A 16,943-nucleotide genomic window follows, 5' to 3' on the forward strand; every position below is an offset into this window, starting at 1 on the left:
CCGCCGGCGTCGCTCACTCATCGTCGTCGAGTCCTCCTGCGCCCATCATCGGGCATCGGACTCTCACAACAACCGGACCACCACCCGGGGATCAGGTCACACCGACGTGCCGTAGTTCCAACCCCACAGCTCACCGAAGAGGAGCCCGCCCTGGACCAAGACTGTCGAAAGGAGGAAGACCATCCAGATCACGGTCACCGCCGCGAACACGACCCTCAGCCCCGGCGACGAGAAACGGTCGGCGAAGTATTCGGGGATCGTGAACCGGCCGTACCTGCGCAATCGTGGACCGACCGCGAAGCAGATAACAAGCCACGAGAACGCCACGCCCAGCGGAATCCAGTGCGCGGAGAAGCCCGTCCGGTGATACGAGCTGATCAGGCCGAAGAACGTCGCACCCGAGACGGTAGAGGCGATCAGGGAGCCCGCGATCAGCCACCAAGGAGCCGCTCGTCCGGCGACCAGGAAATCGGCGGAACTTCCGGTCTTGCGGTACCCGTGCCACGCCGACCATACGATGAGCAGCGCGAAGGCGGCCACGCAGAACAGAACGGTGTTACTCATGCATCATCACCGTCCTTTCGCCTCCTGCGAAGCAAATAGCCACCAAGGATGAACGCGGCGGCCATTTGCACCACCGCCAAGATCAATAACGGAACAGCATCGGCGAGCACGCCCATAGCGGACGCTCCTTGACCGATAGATGAACAGGGAGCTGCAATAATTCGTTTCAGCGTCCGTGTGTCACGAACGCTTGTGGCAGAGACAAATTCGACCGAGGGCAAGTCCGAGCGCTTCTACCCCGGGAAACCATCACATTCCGGATGGTCGAGTACCGAGGGTCTCCGACAGGTGACCAGCGGCATCGTTGAGTTCGTCGAGCCAGTCCCACGGCTTGAAACGTGACACGGGCCCCGCAACGCTGAGCGCTGCCGCGATCCGCCCATGCCGGTCCCGGACCGGAACCGCTATGCCACGCACCTCGTCGTGATACTCCTCGTCGGTCGTCGCGTATCCCTGCTTGCGAACGTCCTCCAGCTGCCGGAGCAGCGCCGCCTTGGTCCGCAACGTGTACCTGGTGATCGCAGGAAGCGAATCCGTCGGAAACATTGCATCCAACTCGTCGGCATCCATCTCGGACAAAAACAGCTTTCCGGATCCGCAACTGTGCACCGGCATCCGTGTTCCGATGCGAATCTCGGCCCTGAGCACACTCGCGCTCTCGAACCGCTGCACGATGATCGCGTCCCGTCCCCGGTGGATGGCCAGCGATACAGCCTCCCCGGAACGGTCGGCGATCCTCCGCATCGGTACCGCGAGCGCCCCACCGAACCGGGAGCTCTCCGGCACGGCGGAACCGACCTCGAAGGCAGCGATGCCCAGTCGATAGGTCCCGTTGCCCCTACGCTCGACAAAATCGTGGTCGGCCATGGTCGCGAGCAATAGATGCGCAGTGCTTTTACCCAAGCCGAGCCGAGTGGCCAGCTCCGATACACCCAACCCGTCCGGATTCTCGGCGAGCAGGGCGAGCACACGGAGCGCGTTGCCGACGCTGTTGAGCCGGCGAGGCGCGTGCAGCTGGTGCGATTCGTTCGGCATAGGCGAACACCTTTCGGTATCTGCGAATGCAAGCTAAGAAGCCCTCGGCCGCAGAGGCAAGGGCTACAGCGCGCCGAAACACGTTGTTGACCGAAACCCGTTCGTCCATGACGAACCCGACGGAACGCGGTGTACGCGTGTCGGCATGCAGATCTCGCAGGTCGACGTGCAGATCTGGCCCAGGCGCAGACCACGTGGACAACAGCAGCGCTACGGCCAGCGACCGGAGCTTCCGATCCGGAAACGCCAACACGGCGACGTGGGGTGCTGACACGCCCGCGCGAAGTGCTGACACAGCGACGTGGGGTGCTGACACGGCCGCGTGGGGGTCAGCGGGCGGCGGTTGTGGCTGCGACTCCCAGGGCCGCCAGGCCGACCAGCCTGGACAGGCGGACCGCGCGGCGCAGGTCGGCCGCACGCGGGGGCTCGCCGTCGCCCAGGGTGCCTCGGTCCTCGACCGTGCCGCCGTAGACGTTCGTGCCGCCCAGGCGCACGCCCAGCGAACCCGCGAACGCGGCCTCGACCGGACCGGCGTTGGGGCTCGGGTGCCGGTGGGCGTCGCGGCGCCAGGCGCGCAGCGCCTGCCGCGGACGTCCGCCCGTCGCCGCCGCGGCCACGGCCGACAGCCGCGACGGGACGAGGTTGGCGACGTCGTCGCCGCGCGCGGACGCCCAGCCGAAGCGTTCGTACCGCGCGGTGCGGTGCCCGACCATGGCATCGAGCGTGTTCAGCGCGCGGTAGCCCAGCAGTCCCGGCAGTCCGGCGATGCCGCCCCACACCAGCGGCGCGACGACGGCGTCGGAGGTGTTCTCGGCGATCGACTCGGTGGCCGCGCGCGCCAGCCCCTCCTCGTCCAGCGTCGTCGCGTCCCGGCCGCACAGGTGGCCGAGTCGCGCGCGTGCGGCGGGCAGCTCGCCGGCGGTGAGGTGCCGGGTCATCGCGTCGCCCTCGCGCGCCAGTCCCGTCCCGCCGAGGACGGCCCAGGTCGCGGCCGCGGTGGTGACGAAACGCACGAGTGGCCGACGTCGCGTCGCGGTCTGCAGCGCCGCTCCCAACGCGGTCGCGGCGCCCACGCACAGGCCCGCGTACGCCGCACCGCGGGGCCGCGAGTCGGCCCACATGCGCCGTTCCAGCGCACTCGCCGCCGCGCCGAACAGGGCGACGGGATGCCCGCGCCGCGGATCGCCGACGACGACGTCGGCCGCGTACCCAGCGACGATCCCGGCGGCGGTGACAGCTTGAACACGGACCACAGCGCTCACCCTAACGAGTGGTCCAGAATGCCCGGCATGACGAATGATCCGAAGCTCCGACTCGGCCGGTTCGCGGCGGACCGCCTCGACGCGCGGCCACCCGGCTCCGCGGTCTCGGCGGACCCACCGGACCCGGAGCACCCCGCAACGCCGCGGACGGACCGGCCGGAGGCAGAACGCTCGTGCTCGGCGGCGTGCGCTCCGGCAAATCCCGCTACGCCGAGGAGATCTGCGCCCAGCACCCGCGCGTGATCTACATCGCCGCGGGCATGGCCCCCACCGACGACGACCCCGACTGGCGCGCCCGCGTCGAGGCGCACCGCGCGCGGCGCCCCGACACCTGGAGCACCGTCGAGACCGGCGACATCACCACCGCCCTGCGCGAGGCGGACCGCCCCGTGCTCATCGACTGCCTCGGCACCTGGTTGACTCGGGTGCTCGACGAGTCGGGCGCGTGGGAGCAACGCGAGGGGTGGCAGAAGCTCGTCGACGAACGGCTCGGTGCGTTCACCGAGGCGTGGCAGGCCACGACGCTTCCCGTGGTCGCGGTGAGCAACGAGGTCGGCAGCGGCGTGGTCCCGGCCAGCGCGTCCGGCAGGATCTTCCGCGACGTCCTCGGCGCCCTCAACACCGCCGTGGCCGCGCAGTCCGACCACGTCCGGCTCGTCGTCGCCGGACGGGTCCTGACCCTCGACTAGGAGATCTGGTGGACCCAGTGGACAAGCCGGTGGAGATTCCCGCGCTCGACGCGGCCGCCCACGCCGAGGCCTGCACCCAGCTCGACGGGCTGGTGAAGCCGACCGGCGCGCTGGGCAGGCTCGAGGAGCTGGCCGCGTGGCTGTGCGCCGCCCACGGGCAGGTGCCGCCGCGGCCCCTCGACGACGTGCGGGTCGTCGTGTTCGCCGGCGACCACGGCGTCACCGGCGTCACCACGTCGGGAGCGGTATCGGCCTACCCTCGGCATCTCACCGCGGCATGGTGCGGGTGTTCCTCGCGGGCGACTCGGGCGTCAGCGTGCTCGCGCGCGAGGTGGGCGCCCAGGTGCGCGTGCTCGACCTCGCGGTCGACGACCCGCTCGACGACGTCCCCGACGACGTGCGCCGGTACAAGATCCGCCGCGGTTCGGAGTCCATCGACGTCGCCGACGCGCTGGCGCCCGGTGAGGCGCGGCGCGCCTTCGACGCCGGCGCCGCGGCCGCCGACGCCGAGATCGACGACGGTGCCGACCTGCTGATCCCCGGCGACATGGGCATCGGCAACACGACGATCGCCGCGGCGCTCGTGGCCGCCACGCTCGGCGTGCCCGCCGACGACGTCGTCGGCACCGGAACCGGCATCGACGACGAGGGACGCGCCCACAAGGTCGCCGTGTTGCAGCGCGCGTTCGCCCGGCGCGACGTCGACGGCCCGTTCGACACGCTCACCTCGCTCGGCAGCGCCTGCTCGGCGGCGACCGCGGGCTTCCTCGTCCGCGCGTCCGCCCGGCGCGTGCCGGTGATCCTGGACGGCGTGTTCCCGTGCGCGGCCGCGGTCGTCGCACGGGAGATCGCCCCGGGTGCCGAACGGTGGTGGGTCGCCGGTCACCGGTCGACCGAACCAGCGCAAGCGTTTGCCCTCAAGGCGCTCGGACTCGAGCCGATCCTCGACCTCGGGCTCCGGCTCGGCGAGGGCAGCGGCGCCGTGCAGGCCGTGCCCGTCCTGCGCAACGCGCGCGCCGTGCTCGCCGGCATGGGGAGGCTGGCCGACCTTGGCTGAGCAGGCCCGGTCCGCGGTGGTCCGCGACGGCCTGCGGATGGCCGTCGGGACGTTGACCGCACTGCCCGTGCCCGCTCCGACGTCCATCGACCGCCGGGTCGCCGGCACGGCCATGGCGTTCGCCCCGCTCGCCGGCGTCGTGCTCGCCGCCGCCGCGGGACTCGTCGTGGGCCTCGGTGTGCTCGTCGGTCTGCCCGCGCTCGTCGTGGCCGTTCTCGGCCTCGGCACGGTCGCGCTCGCCACGCGGGGACTGCACCTCGACGGGCTCGCCGACACCGCCGACGGGCTCGGCGCGTCCTACGACCGCGAACGCGCGCTCGAGATCATGCGGCGCGGCGACGCGGGCCCCACCGGCGTCGCCACGCTGCTGTTCGTCGTCCTGCTGCAGGTCGGGGCCCTGGCGGCCGCGATCTCGGCCGGGGTCGGCGTTGTCGCGATCGTCGTCGCGGTGATCGCCAGCCGCGTCATGGTGCCGCTGTGCTGCACGCGGTTCGTCCCGTCGGCCCGGCCCGAGGGGCTCGGCGCGACCGTGTCCGGCGCCGTGGCGGTGCCGATCGCGGCCGGCATCGCCGTCGCCGTGGCCGCGGTGTCCACAGTGGCGTTGTTCGCGGGACTCGCTTGGTGGCAGGGACCCGTCGCCGTCGTCGTCGGCTGGTGCGTCGCGGCCGTCCTGCTCGCGCGCTGCATCCGCCGGCTGGGCGGCATGACCGGGGACGTCCTCGGCGGCTGCGTCGAGGTGTCCCTGGCCGCCACGCTCGCGATTCTCGCCGTGTGACGGCAGATCTCGCGGGGCCGGCTGCAGGTCTCGCGGGTCAGAGGAGGGTGCGGAGCGCCTCGAGGAATGCCGACATGTCGCTGCGCACCGCGATGCGCAGCCAGTCGCGCCGAGGCCCGGGAAGGTGTCGGCCCTGCGCACGGCGTAGCCGGCCTCGCGCAGCGCCACCCGGATCTTCTCCCCGTTCGGGATCCGCACCAGGACGAACGGCGCGCGGGGCTGCCCGACGACCTCGACCCCGAGCTCCCGCAGCTCCCCTACGAGCCGCACGCGGTCCTGCTCGGCCTCCTGCGCCAGGCGTTCGGCCTCGGCGACCGCGTGCGGACGGCTGCACTCGACCATCGCCACGGCCGCGGGCGTCGACACCGACCACGGCGGCTGCACCGCCCGCAACCGCTCGATCACCTCGGGCTCGGCCAGCACGTACCCGGCGCGCAGCCCGGCGATCCCCCACGTCTTCGTCAGGCTCCGCACCACCGCGATACCGCGGATCCGTTCCCCGGCAAGGCTTTCCGGTTCCCCGGGAATCGCGTCGAGGAACGCCTCGTCGACCACGACCAGCCGGCCGGGCCGCACCAGGTCGCGGATCGCGGTCGCCGGGTGCAGCACCGACGTCGGGTTCGTCGGGTTGCCCACGAACACCAGATCCGCGTCCTCGGGCACCACCGACGGGTCGAGCCGGTAGCCGTCCGATTCGGACAACACCGCGCGCGTCACGTCGCGGCCCGCGGCCAGCAACGCGGCCTCGGGTTCGGTGAACTGGGGATGCACGACCACCGGCCTGCGCGCGGGCCACGCGCGTGCGAGCAGTGTGAAGGCCTCCGCGCCGCCCGCGGTGGGCAGCACGTCGGACACCGCACGGCCGTGCCGCTCAGCGATCGCCGCGCTCGCACCCGCGACGTCCGGATAGGCGGCCACAGTGGACAGACTCTCCGTGAGCCGCGTGAGCAGCCAGTCCGGCGGGGCCGTGACCCGCACGTTCACCGCGAGGTCGACGAGTCCGTCGCCGACCTCCCGGTCACCGTGGTGCCACAAATCAACCATGCGCCTGCTCGGGGTTCTGCGCTCGGCGCTGGGCGGCGCGGGCGAACGCCTGCGCCAGTTCCGGATGTCCGGCCCAGTGGACGTGCAGGTACGACGCGTGCAGGGTCGAGGTGGCGAACCCTTCCGGGTCGTCGTGCCACGTCCACGCGGCCGTCGCGCCCGCCCGGGGTTCGACGACGGTGCGGTGGAACTCGTGGCCGCGCGCGGTGTCCCCTGTGGACGCCAGGACGTTGTCGGAGGCCGCCGTGGCGGTGCGGTAGCCCAGCGCGCCGCGGCGGGTCATCCGCGCCGTCGCGTCGATCGCGCCGACCATCGGCAACCCGTCGAGTTCGCGGCACAGGTACAGCAGGCCTGCGCATTCGGCGACCGCGGGCATCCCGCCCGCCAACTCCCCGGCCAGCTGGGTGCGCAACGACTCGTTGGCCGACAACGCCTCCAGGTGCGCCTCGGGGAAACCCCCGCCGAAGTACACGCCGTGACATGCGGCCGGAAGCCGCTCGTCGTGCAGCGGGTCGATGTCCACCACGTCGACCCCGAGGGCCGCGAGCAGCTCGGTGTTCTCGGTGTAGCGGAAGGTGAACGCCTCCCCCGCCGCGGCCGCCACCACCGCGCGCGTCCCGGCGGGACCCACGACGTCGGTCGCCGACCACGGCGTGCCGTGCAGCGGCGGGGCCTCGCGGGCCGCCCGAACAATCGCGTCGAGGTCGACGCCGCCGGAGATCCACTCGGCGAGCTTCGGCAGCAGCTTCCGCGAATCGGTCTCCCGTTCCGTGGCGGGCACGAGGCCCAGATGCCGGCTCGGCGCGTGGATCTCGTCGCTGCGCCGCAACGCCCCGAGCACCGGGATACCCGTCGGCGCCAGCGCGCCGCGGATCTCGTCCTCGTGCCGCTGCGAACCCAACTTGTTGAGGATGACGCCCGCCAACCGCACCTGCGGGTCGTACGAGGCGAACCCGAGCACCAGCGCGGCAACGCTGCGGCTCGCGGCGCTCGCGTCCACGACCAGCACCACCGGCGCGTCGACCAGCTTCGCGACGTGCGCCGTCGAGGCGTAGCCGTCCGTGCCGAGGGCGCCGTCGAACAGGCCCATCACGCCCTCGATCACCGCGACCTCGGCGCCGGCCGCACCGTGCAACAGCAACGGCACCAACCGGTCCTCGCCCTGCAGGAACGGATCGAGATTGCGCGGCGGACGTCCCGTCGCCAACGCGTGATAGCCCGGGTCGATGTAGTCGGGACCGACCTTGTGCCCGGACACGTTCGTCCCGCGCGCCCGCAACGCGGCCATCAGACCGTCGCGACCGTCGTCTTGCCGTGCCCCGAACCCGGGGCCGCGACGACGACCCGCGCTACCACTCGATGCCCCGCTGGCCCTTTTGTCCCGCGTCCATCGGGTGCTTGACCTTCGACATCTCGGCGACCAGATCGGCCGCGTCCAGCAGCGCCTCCGGCGCGTTGCGGCCCGTGATCACCACATGCTGGCGGCCCGGCCGCTCCCGCAACGCCGCGACCACGTCGTCCACGTCGATCCAGCCCCAGTGCAGCGGATAGGTGAACTCGTCCAGCACGTAGAAGTCGTGGGTCTCCTCGGCGAGCCGGCGCTTGATCTCCGCCCAGCCCTCACGCGCGTTCTCGGCGTGATCGTCCTCGGTGCCCTTCTTGCGCGACCAGCTCCAGCCCTCGCCCATCTTGTGCCACTCGACGGGGCCGCCCTGACCGCTCTCGCCCAACGTGCGCAGCGCGGTCTCCTCGCCCACGCGCCACTTGGCCGACTTCACGAACTGGAACACGCCGATGTTCCAGCCCTGGTTCCACGCCCGCAGCGCCATCCCGAACGCAGCCGTGGACTTGCCCTTCATCGGTCCGGTGTGGACGGCTACGATGGGCCGGTTGCGCCGCTGCCGCGTGGTCAGTCCGTCGTCCGGCACCGTCTCCGGCTTCCCCTGCGGCATCAGGCCGCCCTCCGTTTCACCTCGTCGGTCAGCTTCTCGGCAGCAACATCCCCCAGCGCCACGTGCTCGCCCCCCAGCCGGGCGGCGAGGGTCGCCGCGAGCCCGAGCCGCATCCGGCCCGTCTCGCAGTCCATGACCACAGTGGACACCCCGGTGCGCGCGATCCCGTCCGCGGCGGCGTGGGCACGCTGCAATGGCTCGGGGCCGCTCGTGCGCGCCCGTCGGTCACGACCACCAACAGCGGCCGCCGATTCCCGTCGCGCAACGCCTCGACCCGCAGCACCTCGGCGGCCCGCGTGAGCCCCTCGGCCAGCGGCGTCCGCCCACCGGTGGGCAGCTCCTCCAGCCGCGCGGCCGCGACGTCGACACTGCCCGTCGGCGGCAACGCGACCTCCGCCTCGGACGCCCGGAACGTCACCAGCCCGACCTTGTCGCGCCGCTGGTAGGCGTCGAGCAGCAGCGACAGCACCGCCGTCTTCACCTCGCGCATCCGCGACCGCGCGCCCATCGACCCCGACGAGTCGACGCACAGCAGGACGAGGTTGCCCTCCTTGCCCTCCTTGCGGGCGTAGCGCACGTCGCGCGGGAGCACGAGCAGGCCGCCGTCGGCGCGGGCGCCGCGTTCGGGCCGGTTCCGCGCGGCGGTGCGCAGCGTCGCGACCAGGTGCGGCGATCCGCCACCTCGGGCGGTACCGCCCGCACCGGGCCGCACGCCGACGGTGCGACCGCGGTCGCCCTCGGCGCGGGAACGCCTTCCGTCCGCTCCCGTGCCGGTCCCGTCGACCGTGAACAGCTTGGCCCGGTACGGCGTCTCCGCCCCGACCCGCTGCTGCTTCGACTGCCCGTCGCCGGACTCGCCCTCGCCGGCACCCGACGGCGGTGTCTGCGCGCCGTTTCGGGACGTGCCACCGGAACCGTCGGCGTTGTCGGCCGGGTCGGGCGCGCCGCCGCCGGGGCCGTCGTCGTCCGGGCCGTCCGGCCCGTCTCCGTTGTCGCCGCTGTCGCTGTCGTCGGAGCCGCTGTCGCTGTCCTCGGGCGGCTGGGAGTTCCGCAGCGCCTCGTCGAGCTGGTCGGAGTCGATGCCGGGAGCGTCGAACGGGTTGCGCCTGCGCCGGTGCGGCAACGCGAGCCGCGCCGCGACGCGGATGTCCTCTGTGGACACGGTGTCGCGGCCGCACCAGGCGGCGTGCGCGGCGGCCGTGCGAGCGGTGACGATGTCGGCCCGCATGCCGTCGACCTCGAACGCGGCGCAGACCTCGGCGATCTGCAGCAGGGCCTCGTCGGTGAGCGTCACCGACGGCAGCAGGGCCCGGGCAGCGGCGATCTCGGCCGCCAGCGCCTCGTCGTCGGCCGCGTAGCCTGCGGCGAACGCGTCGGGGTCGGCCTCGTACGCCAGCCGGCGGCGGACGACCTGCACGCGTTCGGCGGCGTCGCGACTGGAGGCGACCTCGACGGTCAGTCCGAAACGGTCGAGCAGCTGCGGCCGGAGTTCACCCTCCTCGGGGTTCATCGTTCCGATGAGGACGAACCGGGCCGCGTGCGACACCGACACGCCCTCGCGTTCGACCGTCACCCGGCCCATGGCCGCGGCGTCGAGCAGGGTGTCGACCAGGTGGTCGTGCAGCAGGTTGACCTCGTCGACGTAGAGCATGCCGCGGTGCGCACCGGCCAGCAGGCCGGGTTGGAAGTCGGTCACCCCGTCGCGCAAGGCGCGCTCGAGGTCCAGCGAGCCGACGACGCGCTCCTCCGCCGCCCCCACCGGAAGTTCGACCAGCCGCGCCGGGCGCCGTCCGGACTCCGGTGTCGAGTGTGGACCGTCGGGGCACGCGGCGTCGGGCGCGGTGGGATCACAGGAGAACCGGCAGCCGTCGACAACGTCCACTTCGGGCAGCAGCCCCGCGAGGGCGCGCACCATCGTGGATTTCGCGGTGCCCTTCTCCCCGCGGACCAGCACGCCGCCGATCGACGGTGAGATGGTGCACAGCACCAGGGCCAACCGGAGCTCGGCCATACCGACGACTGCCGTGAACGGGTACGGCCGCATGCACTACTCCCTTGCTCGACGGCGGGTTTCCACGCCCACCGGGTTCTCCACCACGCAAGCATTCCGCGGCCGCCGAAGCTCTGACTCCCGGCCGGGAAACGGCCGGTCACAGTGGCGGGACCGTCCCGGATTCGCACCGGGTTCCACGGCGACCACGCATGCGCATCATCGCACAGGTTCCACCGGCCGCGGATGTTCGTCGGAACACAACTACCGTGACCGAACGTGAGGATCACCGTGGTGGGCATCGGCGCGGACGGCTGGCAGGCACTGCCGGCGACGACCCGCGCCGAGCTCGAGACATGCGACGTGCTGCTGGGAGGACCGAGACAGCTCGACCTCGTGCCCGACGGCCCGTACGAGAAGCGCGGCTGGCCCAGTCCGCTGCTGCCGGCGCTCGACGACGTGCTGGCCGAGCTGGAGGGCCGGCGCGTCGTGGTGCTCGCCAGCGGCGACCCGCTGCTGTCCGGTATCGGCGGCACGCTCGTGCGCAGGCTGGGCGCCGACGCGGTGCGCATCGTGCCGGCGGTGTCGTCGGTGACGCTGGCCCGCGCGCGACTCGGCTGGACCGCCGAGGAGACCGACGTCGTCAGCGCCGTCGGCCGCGACGGCAGGCGCGTCCTGCGGGCGCTGGCACCGGGCCGGCGCGTGCTGGTGCTCAGCTCGGACGCCGACACGCCCGCGGCACTGGCCCGGCTGCTCACCGAGCACGGCTTCGGCGCCAGCACGATGACGGCGCTGGAGAACCTGGGCGCAGCGGACGAACGCCGCGTCGACGGCACGGCCCGCACCTGGGACCACGAGGTCGCGCCGCTCAACGTCGTCGCGATCACGTGCGCCGGCGAGGCGTACTCGCTGGTCGGCGGCCTTCCCGACGAGGCGTTCGAGCACGACGGACAGCTCACCAAACGCGATCTGCGCGCGAGTGCGCTGGCCCGGCTCGCCCCGACGCCCGGACAGTTGTTGTGGGACGTCGGCGCCGGGGCGGGCAGCGTCGCCGTCGAATGGTGCCGGGTGCATCCGGCCAACCGGGCGATCGCCGTCGAGTCCCGTCCCGAACGCGCGGAGCGCATCGCCCGCAACGCCGGCACCCTCGGCGTGCCCGATGTGCGGGTCGTCACCGGACGGGCGCCCGACGTGCTCGCCGACCTCGACACCCCCGACGCCGTGTTCGTCGGCGGCGGCGTCGCCGGGGAGGGCGTGCTCACGACGTGCTGGCAGGCGCTGCGTCCGGGTGGCAGGCTCGTCGCGCACGGCGTGACCCTCGAGGCCGAACAGGCGCTCGCCGCGCGCTACGCCGCCCACGGCGGCGAGCTGACGAGGATCTCGGTGGAACGCGCCGCCCCGCTCGGCGGCCTCACCGGATGGACGCCGGCCAGGGCCGTGACCCAGTGGAGCGCCACGAAACCGGACGAACAGTGAGGACACAGCGATGACCCCGACACCGACCGTGCACTTCATCGGCGCGGGGCCGGGTGCCGCCGACCTGATCACCGTGCGCGGCCAGCAGCTGCTCGCCTCGTGCGGCGTGTGCCTGTACCCGGGCAGCCTCACCCCCACCGACCTGCTGGCGCACTGCCCGCCCGGCGCCACGCTGGTCGACACCGCCGACCTGACCCTCGACGAGATCATCGACACCCTCGTCACCGCGTGCCGCGACGGGCACGACGTCGCCCGGCTGTGCTCGGGCGACCCGGCCGTCTACAGCGCGGTCGCCGAGCAGATGCGCCGTCTCGACGCCGCCGGCGTGGCCTACGACGTCACCCCGGGCGTGCCCGCCTTCTCCGCGGCCGCGGCCGTCCTCGGCCGGGAGCTGACCGTGCCGACGGTCGGTCAGAGTCTGGTGCTGACCCGGGCGCAGGCGCGGTCGACGTCGATGCCCGCCGGCGAGGAACTCGCCACGTTCGCCGCCTCGGGCACCACGTTGGCGCTGCACCTGGCGATCAACCGGGTCGAGCAGGTCGTCGACGAGCTGCTGCCCCACTACGGCGCCGACTGCCCCGCCGCCGTCGTCGCCAAGGCGACCCAGCCCGGCGAGACCGTGCTGCGCGGCACACTCGGCGACATCGCCGGGCAGGTGCGCGAGGCCGGTATCAACCGTGCCGCGCTGATCTTCGTCGGACGCGTGCTCGGCGCCGAGAACTTCCCCGACAGCTTCCTGTACTCGGCGGGCAGGGAACGCCACGCACCCGGCGACCCCTACTGCGAGAACGGGGGCCAGCCCCACTGACCGCGGCGCCGGTCCGCAGGCACGGTGGAGGTCATGACAGGCGATCTCCTGGGCAGCGTGTGGCTGCTGCCGGTACTGGCCCTGGCCGTACTGGCCGACGGCCCGCTGCCGTTCCTGCCCAGCGAACCGCTGCTCATGTCGGCCGTCGCCGTGGCACCCGACGCCGCCCGGATCGCCGTGCTCGCCGCGGCCGCGTTCGCCGGCTCGCTCGCCGGTGACGCGCTGCTGTACGCGCTCGGCCGTGGTTCGCACCGGTTCCTGCGCGGCAGGCGCGACGGCACTTGGGTGCGCCGCCACCTGCACCGCAGGCCGATCCTGACGCTCGTCGCCGTGCGGTTCGTGCCGGGCGGACGTCTGGTGAGCGTCGCGGCGGCCGGTCGCGTGCGGCTGCCCGTCCGGCGGTTCCTGCCGGCCACGATCGCCAGCTCGGCCGTGTGGTGCGGCTACATGAGCGGCATGGGACTGCTGATCGCGCCGCTGACCCAGGGCGATCCGCTGTGGTCGCTGGCCGCCGGCATCGCGATGGCGGTCGTCATCAGCGTCGCCGGCGAGTTCGGCCGGAGGATCGTCGTGCGGCTCCGGACGCCCGCACCTGCGCCGACCCGGCCAGTGCGTGCAACGCTGCCCACTGCCGTGCGGTGAGCCTCCGCGGCAGCGCTGCGGGCTGCACGCCGTGCTCGGCGAGCCACCGGCGCACCACGCCGGGCCGACCCAGCCGGCGGGTGAGGATGTCCTCGATGCCCCGCCCGGGTCCGGTGAACACGCCGTGGACCAGGTCGGCGTAGGCCCGCCGCTGCGCCGCCGGCACGAGCGGATCGCGCCGGCGGGTGATCGTGACCAGCCCGCCGTCGACGTCGGGGCGGGGTCGGAACGCCGAGGCCGGCACGCGCCGGTCGAGACCGAACTCGAACCACGGCCACCACTGCGCGGTCATCATGCTCGCCCCGCCGACGGCCGCGCGGCGCCGGGCGACCTCCCATTGCACGAGCAGCACGGCGTCGGTCCAGTGCTCGGCCGTGAGGATGCGGCGGAGCATGCCGGTGGTGCGGTGGAACGGCAGGTTGCCGACCAGCACGTGCGGCGCGGCGGGCAGGGCGAACCGGCCGAAGTCGGCGCGCACGACACGGGTGCGCGGGCCCACGCGGTCGCGCAGCGCCGCGGCGAGGCGTTCGTCGATCTCGACCGCCGTGATCGGCCGGTCGAGGGTTTCGAGCGGGACGGTGAGCGATCCCGAACCGGGGCCGATCTCGACGATCGGACCTGCGGTGCGGCGACCAGGTCGACGATGCGGGTGATCGTCTCTCGGTCGATGAGGAAGTTCTGGCCGAGTTCGCGGCGGCCACCATGACGGGACATGAGCGGTGCTTCTCCGAGCCGGGAGTGGGGTGGACCCGGGCAGCACGACATCGCCGCCCGGCGGGACCTGCCGGCGGCGGCCACGGTGAACCACGCTGCTGAGCACCGCGCGGCGTCGAATGCCGGCGCGTGCGTCGAATCGCTGGTGGGGCCGCCGCTTACGCGCGACGCAGGCGCGCGAACACGGCGATGGAGAGAGCACCCATGCCCCTCACCGTAGCGAGCGGCCCGCCCGCGGAGCGACCGATTTTCGTCCCGCCCGGCTGCTCCCGAGGACCCACGCCACTGGCGTGCCACGGAGGCGCCACGCGCCGGCGGCACCGTCGGAGGTGATCGACGTGCGTACCCACGCGGAGCGCACGAACGAGAACTGCATGTAGGGAAACAACTGGAGGGTTCATGCGCAGCGTCACCCGTCACGTCGCCGTCGCACTCGGCGCGATCGCACTCGCCGGCTCGGTGGGACTGACCGCCCACGCCGACAGCGCACAGGAAACGCCGGCCGCACCGCATGCGGGTTCGGACGAGGGCTACACGATCACCGGTTTCTGCCCGTCGGTCGACGATCCGACGATCCCCGGTGGCCGGGCCCACTGGGAACTCGTGTGCGCCGACGGCGGGGTCAACTTCTTCGGCTGGGTCGAGGACACCCTGCCGGACAACCGCAACGTGTGCGTCGACACCGCCGACGGCACCGGTGTCGCGTGGACGACGGGCTTCAACACCCGGGAGAGCTTCAACTACCGCGTCGCCAACACCAACCGCGTCGAGCTGCTGCTCAAGCACTGCTGACCACCGGCGGAGAAGCTCCCGAGGGCCCCATAGTCGCGTTGAACGCAACCAAAGGGCCCTCGGGAGCTTCCTCCGGGGGTCAGGGGCGCGGCCGACTATGGTTCCGCCGCGGTCCACGGCCACGACGTCGACCGTCACCGGGGCCTCGCCCAGGACCGCGGCCGCCTCGGCGCGCGCCCGCTCGGCCACGAGGTCGCCCAGGCGCAGACCGGCGCCCGCGGCGATCTCCAACGCGTGCAGTGCCGTGTTGGCGCCGCGGATCGGTTCCGCCAGATCGCCGCGGCCCGCCTCCTCGGCCAGCGTCGCCACCAGTCCGAGGTCGACCTGCGAACGCTTCGAGTGCAGGTCCAGATGTCCGGCCGCGAGCTTCGACAGTTTCGCGAACCCGCCTGCCAGCGTCAGCCGCGGCACCGGATGCCGCCGCAGGTACTTCAGCACCGCACCGGCGAAGTCGCCCATGTCGAGCAGCGCCGTGTCGGGCAGCGAGTACAGCTCCTGCACGACGCGTTCCGATGTCGACCCGACCGCGCCCGCCACGTGCTCGTGCCCGAGCGCGCGAGCGACGTCGACGCCCCGCCGGATGCTGTCGATCCACGCCGAGCACGAGTACGGCACCACGACACCCGTGGTGCCCAACACCGACAGTCCGCCGACGATGCCGAGCCGCGGGTTCCACGTCTGCCGCGCCATCTCCTCGCCGCCGTCGATGGAGATCTCGACGAGCACGTCCGGAACGCCGGCCTCACCGACACCGGTACCGCCGACCCCGGCTCCGTGCTCGGCGGCGACCCGTTGGAGCGCCTCGGTCATCAGCCGCCGCGGCACCGGGTTGATCGCCGGCTCCCCCACGTCCAACGGCAGCCCGGGCAACGTGACGGTGCCGACCCCCGGCCCTGCGCGGAACGTCACCCCGCCGCCGGCCGGACCGCGCCGCACGGTGGAGATCACCAGCGCGCCGTGGGTGACGTCGGGGTCGTCGCCGGCGTCCTTGACCACCCCGGCGCTCGCCTCGTCGGCGCCGAGCCGTTCGGTGGCCAGGGCGAACGTGGGCCGACGGTCCTTCGGCAACCGCACCTCGACCGGGTCGGGGAACTCGCCGGTCAGCAACGCCGTGTACGCGGCGGTCGTCGCCGCCGTCGCACACGCACCGGTCGTCCACCCGAAGCGGAGGTCGGTCACACGTCCTCCGTCACACGATCACTCGATCCCACACCCACTCAGCCAGACTGTCGAGTCATGAGTATCGCTCCCCGCGTGCTGGTCCTCGGCGGCACGTCCGAGGCCCGCGCGCTCGCCGCCGAACTCGTCGACCGCGACATCCCGGTGACATCGTCCCTCGCGGGCCGCGTGGCCGCGCCGCGCCTGCCGAAGGGTGACATTCGAGTGGGTGGTTTCGGCGGCCCGGACGGACTCGCGACGTGGCTCACCGACAATCGTGTGACGGCCGTCGTCGACGCGACGCACCCGTTCGCGGAGCGGATCTCGGAGTCCGCGGCGTCGGCGACAACGGCCGCGGACGTGCCGGTGCTGCGGCTGGAACGGCCCGGGTGGGAGGCCGGACCCGGCGACGACTGGCACTGGGTCGACACGCTCGCCGACGCGGCGCGGCTGCTGCCCCGGCTCGGTACGCGCGCGTTCCTCACCAGCGGCCGCCAGGGCCTCGCCGCGTTCGCCGACGTACCTCTGTGGATGCTCGTACGCTGCGTGGATCCGCCCGAACCGCCCCTCCCGCGACACCTCGAGGTCGTCCTGTCCCGCGGCCCGTACCGGGTCGAGGACGAGACCGAGCTGTTGCGGCGGCACCGCATCGACGTGCTGGTCACGAAGGACAGCGGCGGCGCCATGACCGAGGCGAAACTGCGTGCCGCCCGGAAGGTCGGCATTCCGGTGATCGTGGTGCGCCGTCCGCCGCGTCCGGAGATGCGCCGTGTGGCCGATGTGAAATCGGCTGTGCGCTGGGTTGTCGCACACATGAACGCCCATCCCCACGACAGTGCGTCGGGGAGCTCCCGCTAGCGTGACGTCCGATGTGCCCAGCGATCTCGACTTCGATGGACAAATCCGGCGATCCCCCGGGCAAGCCCGGCGCGCCCACCGAAGGCCCCCGACCACGTGCGAACACCCAGAAGAAGTGGCTCGCCAC

The 16,943-nt window shown here is 72.8% G+C and carries 10 protein-coding genes, 7 pseudogenes and 1 riboswitch; of the genes and pseudogenes, 8 read left to right on the top strand and 9 right to left on the bottom strand.

From position 1 onward, the window contains the following. Positions 1-96: 96 nt before the first annotated feature. The 3 genes from BJF85_RS13090 to BJF85_RS13100 all read right to left on the bottom strand — a co-directional run bounded on the left by BJF85_RS13090 (position 97) and on the right by BJF85_RS13100 (position 2,852). Positions 97-564, bottom strand: coding sequence for a hypothetical protein (locus BJF85_RS13090; protein WP_075847757.1), 468 nt, complete (start codon positions 562-564; stop codon positions 97-99). A 249-nt stretch (positions 565-813) separates the two neighbouring features. Beyond that, positions 814-1,599, bottom strand: coding sequence for an IclR family transcriptional regulator (locus tag BJF85_RS13095; protein WP_075847759.1), 786 nt, complete (start codon positions 1,597-1,599; stop codon positions 814-816). Positions 1,600-1,928: 329 nt separating this feature from the next. Then, positions 1,929-2,852, bottom strand: coding sequence for a cobalamin biosynthesis protein (locus BJF85_RS13100; protein WP_075847761.1), 924 nt, complete (start codon positions 2,850-2,852; stop codon positions 1,929-1,931). 36 nt (positions 2,853-2,888) lie between these two features. Here BJF85_RS13100 and BJF85_RS13105 point away from each other — a divergent pair. The 3 genes and pseudogenes from BJF85_RS13105 (at position 2,889) to BJF85_RS13115 (ending at position 5,382) form a co-directional block, all read left to right on the top strand. Continuing rightward, positions 2,889-3,550: pseudogene (locus BJF85_RS13105) on the top strand (bifunctional adenosylcobinamide kinase/adenosylcobinamide-phosphate guanylyltransferase). Positions 3,551-3,642: 92 nt separating this feature from the next. Beyond that, positions 3,643-4,607 (top strand): annotated as a pseudogene (gene cobT, locus BJF85_RS13110) (nicotinate-nucleotide--dimethylbenzimidazole phosphoribosyltransferase). Between the two features lie 16 nt (positions 4,608-4,623). Then, positions 4,624-5,382: an adenosylcobinamide-GDP ribazoletransferase gene (locus tag BJF85_RS13115; RefSeq protein ID WP_075847763.1), complete on the top strand. Its 759-nt coding sequence runs from the start codon at positions 4,624-4,626 to the stop codon at positions 5,380-5,382. A 37-nt stretch (positions 5,383-5,419) separates the two neighbouring features. Here BJF85_RS13115 and cobC read toward each other — a convergent pair. The 4 genes and pseudogenes from cobC to BJF85_RS13135 all read right to left on the bottom strand — a co-directional run bounded on the left by cobC (position 5,420) and on the right by BJF85_RS13135 (position 10,422). Further along, a pseudogene (gene cobC, locus BJF85_RS13120) lies at positions 5,420-6,426 on the bottom strand (Rv2231c family pyridoxal phosphate-dependent protein CobC). Then, positions 6,419-7,782 (bottom strand): annotated as a pseudogene (locus tag BJF85_RS13125) (cobyrinate a,c-diamide synthase). Before BJF85_RS13125 ends, cobC begins: the two co-directional pseudogenes overlap by 8 nt. Beyond that, a complete protein-coding gene (gene cobO, locus BJF85_RS13130; RefSeq protein ID WP_075847765.1) occupies positions 7,776-8,378 on the bottom strand; it encodes a cob(I)yrinic acid a,c-diamide adenosyltransferase in 603 nt (200 codons plus the stop codon). The pseudogene BJF85_RS13125 and the gene cobO overlap by 7 nt, the downstream one beginning before the upstream one ends. Continuing rightward, positions 8,378-10,422: pseudogene (locus tag BJF85_RS13135) on the bottom strand (magnesium chelatase subunit D family protein). The gene cobO and the pseudogene BJF85_RS13135 overlap by 1 nt, the downstream one beginning before the upstream one ends. A gap of 64 nt (positions 10,423-10,486) precedes the next feature. Beyond that, a riboswitch (adenosylcobalamin (AdoCbl) riboswitch) is annotated at positions 10,487-10,579 on the bottom strand. A gap of 68 nt (positions 10,580-10,647) precedes the next feature. Between BJF85_RS13135 and cbiE the strand changes: the two are divergent. Genes cbiE through BJF85_RS13150 form a run of 3 tightly spaced genes read left to right on the top strand, consistent with a single transcriptional unit; the run spans position 10,648 to position 13,294 of the window. Beyond that, positions 10,648-11,844, top strand: a complete 1,197-nt coding sequence (cbiE, locus tag BJF85_RS13140) for a precorrin-6y C5,15-methyltransferase (decarboxylating) subunit CbiE (protein WP_255375603.1) — start codon at positions 10,648-10,650, stop codon at positions 11,842-11,844. Positions 11,845-11,854: 10 nt separating this feature from the next. Then, positions 11,855-12,652 (top strand): precorrin-4 C(11)-methyltransferase, encoded by a 798-nt coding sequence (cobM, locus tag BJF85_RS13145; protein WP_075847769.1) that lies wholly within the window; start codon positions 11,855-11,857, stop codon positions 12,650-12,652. Positions 12,653-12,685: 33 nt separating this feature from the next. Then, positions 12,686-13,294, top strand: coding sequence for a DedA family protein (locus BJF85_RS13150; RefSeq protein ID WP_075847771.1), 609 nt, complete (start codon positions 12,686-12,688; stop codon positions 13,292-13,294). On the opposite strand, the pseudogene erm reads toward BJF85_RS13150, so the two are convergent. Then, positions 13,188-14,008 (bottom strand): annotated as a pseudogene (gene erm / locus BJF85_RS13155) (23S ribosomal RNA methyltransferase Erm). The gene BJF85_RS13150 and the pseudogene erm sit on opposite strands and share 107 nt — an antisense overlap. A gap of 399 nt (positions 14,009-14,407) precedes the next feature. Between erm and BJF85_RS28470 the strand changes: the two are divergent. Next, positions 14,408-14,800: a hypothetical protein gene (locus tag BJF85_RS28470; protein ID WP_187346912.1), complete on the top strand. Its 393-nt coding sequence runs from the start codon at positions 14,408-14,410 to the stop codon at positions 14,798-14,800. 84 nt (positions 14,801-14,884) lie between these two features. Here BJF85_RS28470 and BJF85_RS13160 read toward each other — a convergent pair. Beyond that, a pseudogene (locus BJF85_RS13160) lies at positions 14,885-15,979 on the bottom strand (cobalt-precorrin-5B (C(1))-methyltransferase); the annotation flags it as partial. A gap of 57 nt (positions 15,980-16,036) precedes the next feature. Between BJF85_RS13160 and BJF85_RS13165 the strand changes: the two are divergent. After that, positions 16,037-16,816, top strand: coding sequence for a cobalt-precorrin-6A reductase (locus tag BJF85_RS13165; protein ID WP_075847773.1), 780 nt, complete (start codon positions 16,037-16,039; stop codon positions 16,814-16,816). Positions 16,817-16,943: the final 127 nt, after the last annotated feature.

The organism is Saccharomonospora sp. CUA-673, assembly GCF_001942305.1.
In the GTDB taxonomy this organism is placed as follows: Bacteria; Actinomycetota; Actinomycetes; order Mycobacteriales; family Pseudonocardiaceae; genus Prauserella.

Bases quoted from the DNA above. Each gene is read 5' to 3' on its own strand.
- BJF85_RS13090 (WP_075847757.1), bottom strand. From the start codon at position 564: ATGAGTAACACCGTTCTGTTCTGCGTGGCCGCCTTCGCGCTGCTCATC.
- BJF85_RS13095 (WP_075847759.1), bottom strand. From the start codon at position 1,599: ATGCCGAACGAATCGCACCAGCTGCACGCGCCTCGCCGGCTCAACAGC.
- cobO (WP_075847765.1), bottom strand. From the start codon at position 8,378: ATGCCGCAGGGGAAGCCGGAGACGGTGCCGGACGACGGACTGACCACG.
- cobM (WP_075847769.1), top strand. From the start codon at position 11,855: ATGACCCCGACACCGACCGTGCACTTCATCGGCGCGGGGCCGGGTGCC.
- BJF85_RS13150 (WP_075847771.1), top strand. From the start codon at position 12,686: ATGACAGGCGATCTCCTGGGCAGCGTGTGGCTGCTGCCGGTACTGGCC.
- BJF85_RS28470 (WP_187346912.1), top strand. From the start codon at position 14,408: ATGCGCAGCGTCACCCGTCACGTCGCCGTCGCACTCGGCGCGATCGCA.
- BJF85_RS13165 (WP_075847773.1), top strand. From the start codon at position 16,037: ATGAGTATCGCTCCCCGCGTGCTGGTCCTCGGCGGCACGTCCGAGGCC.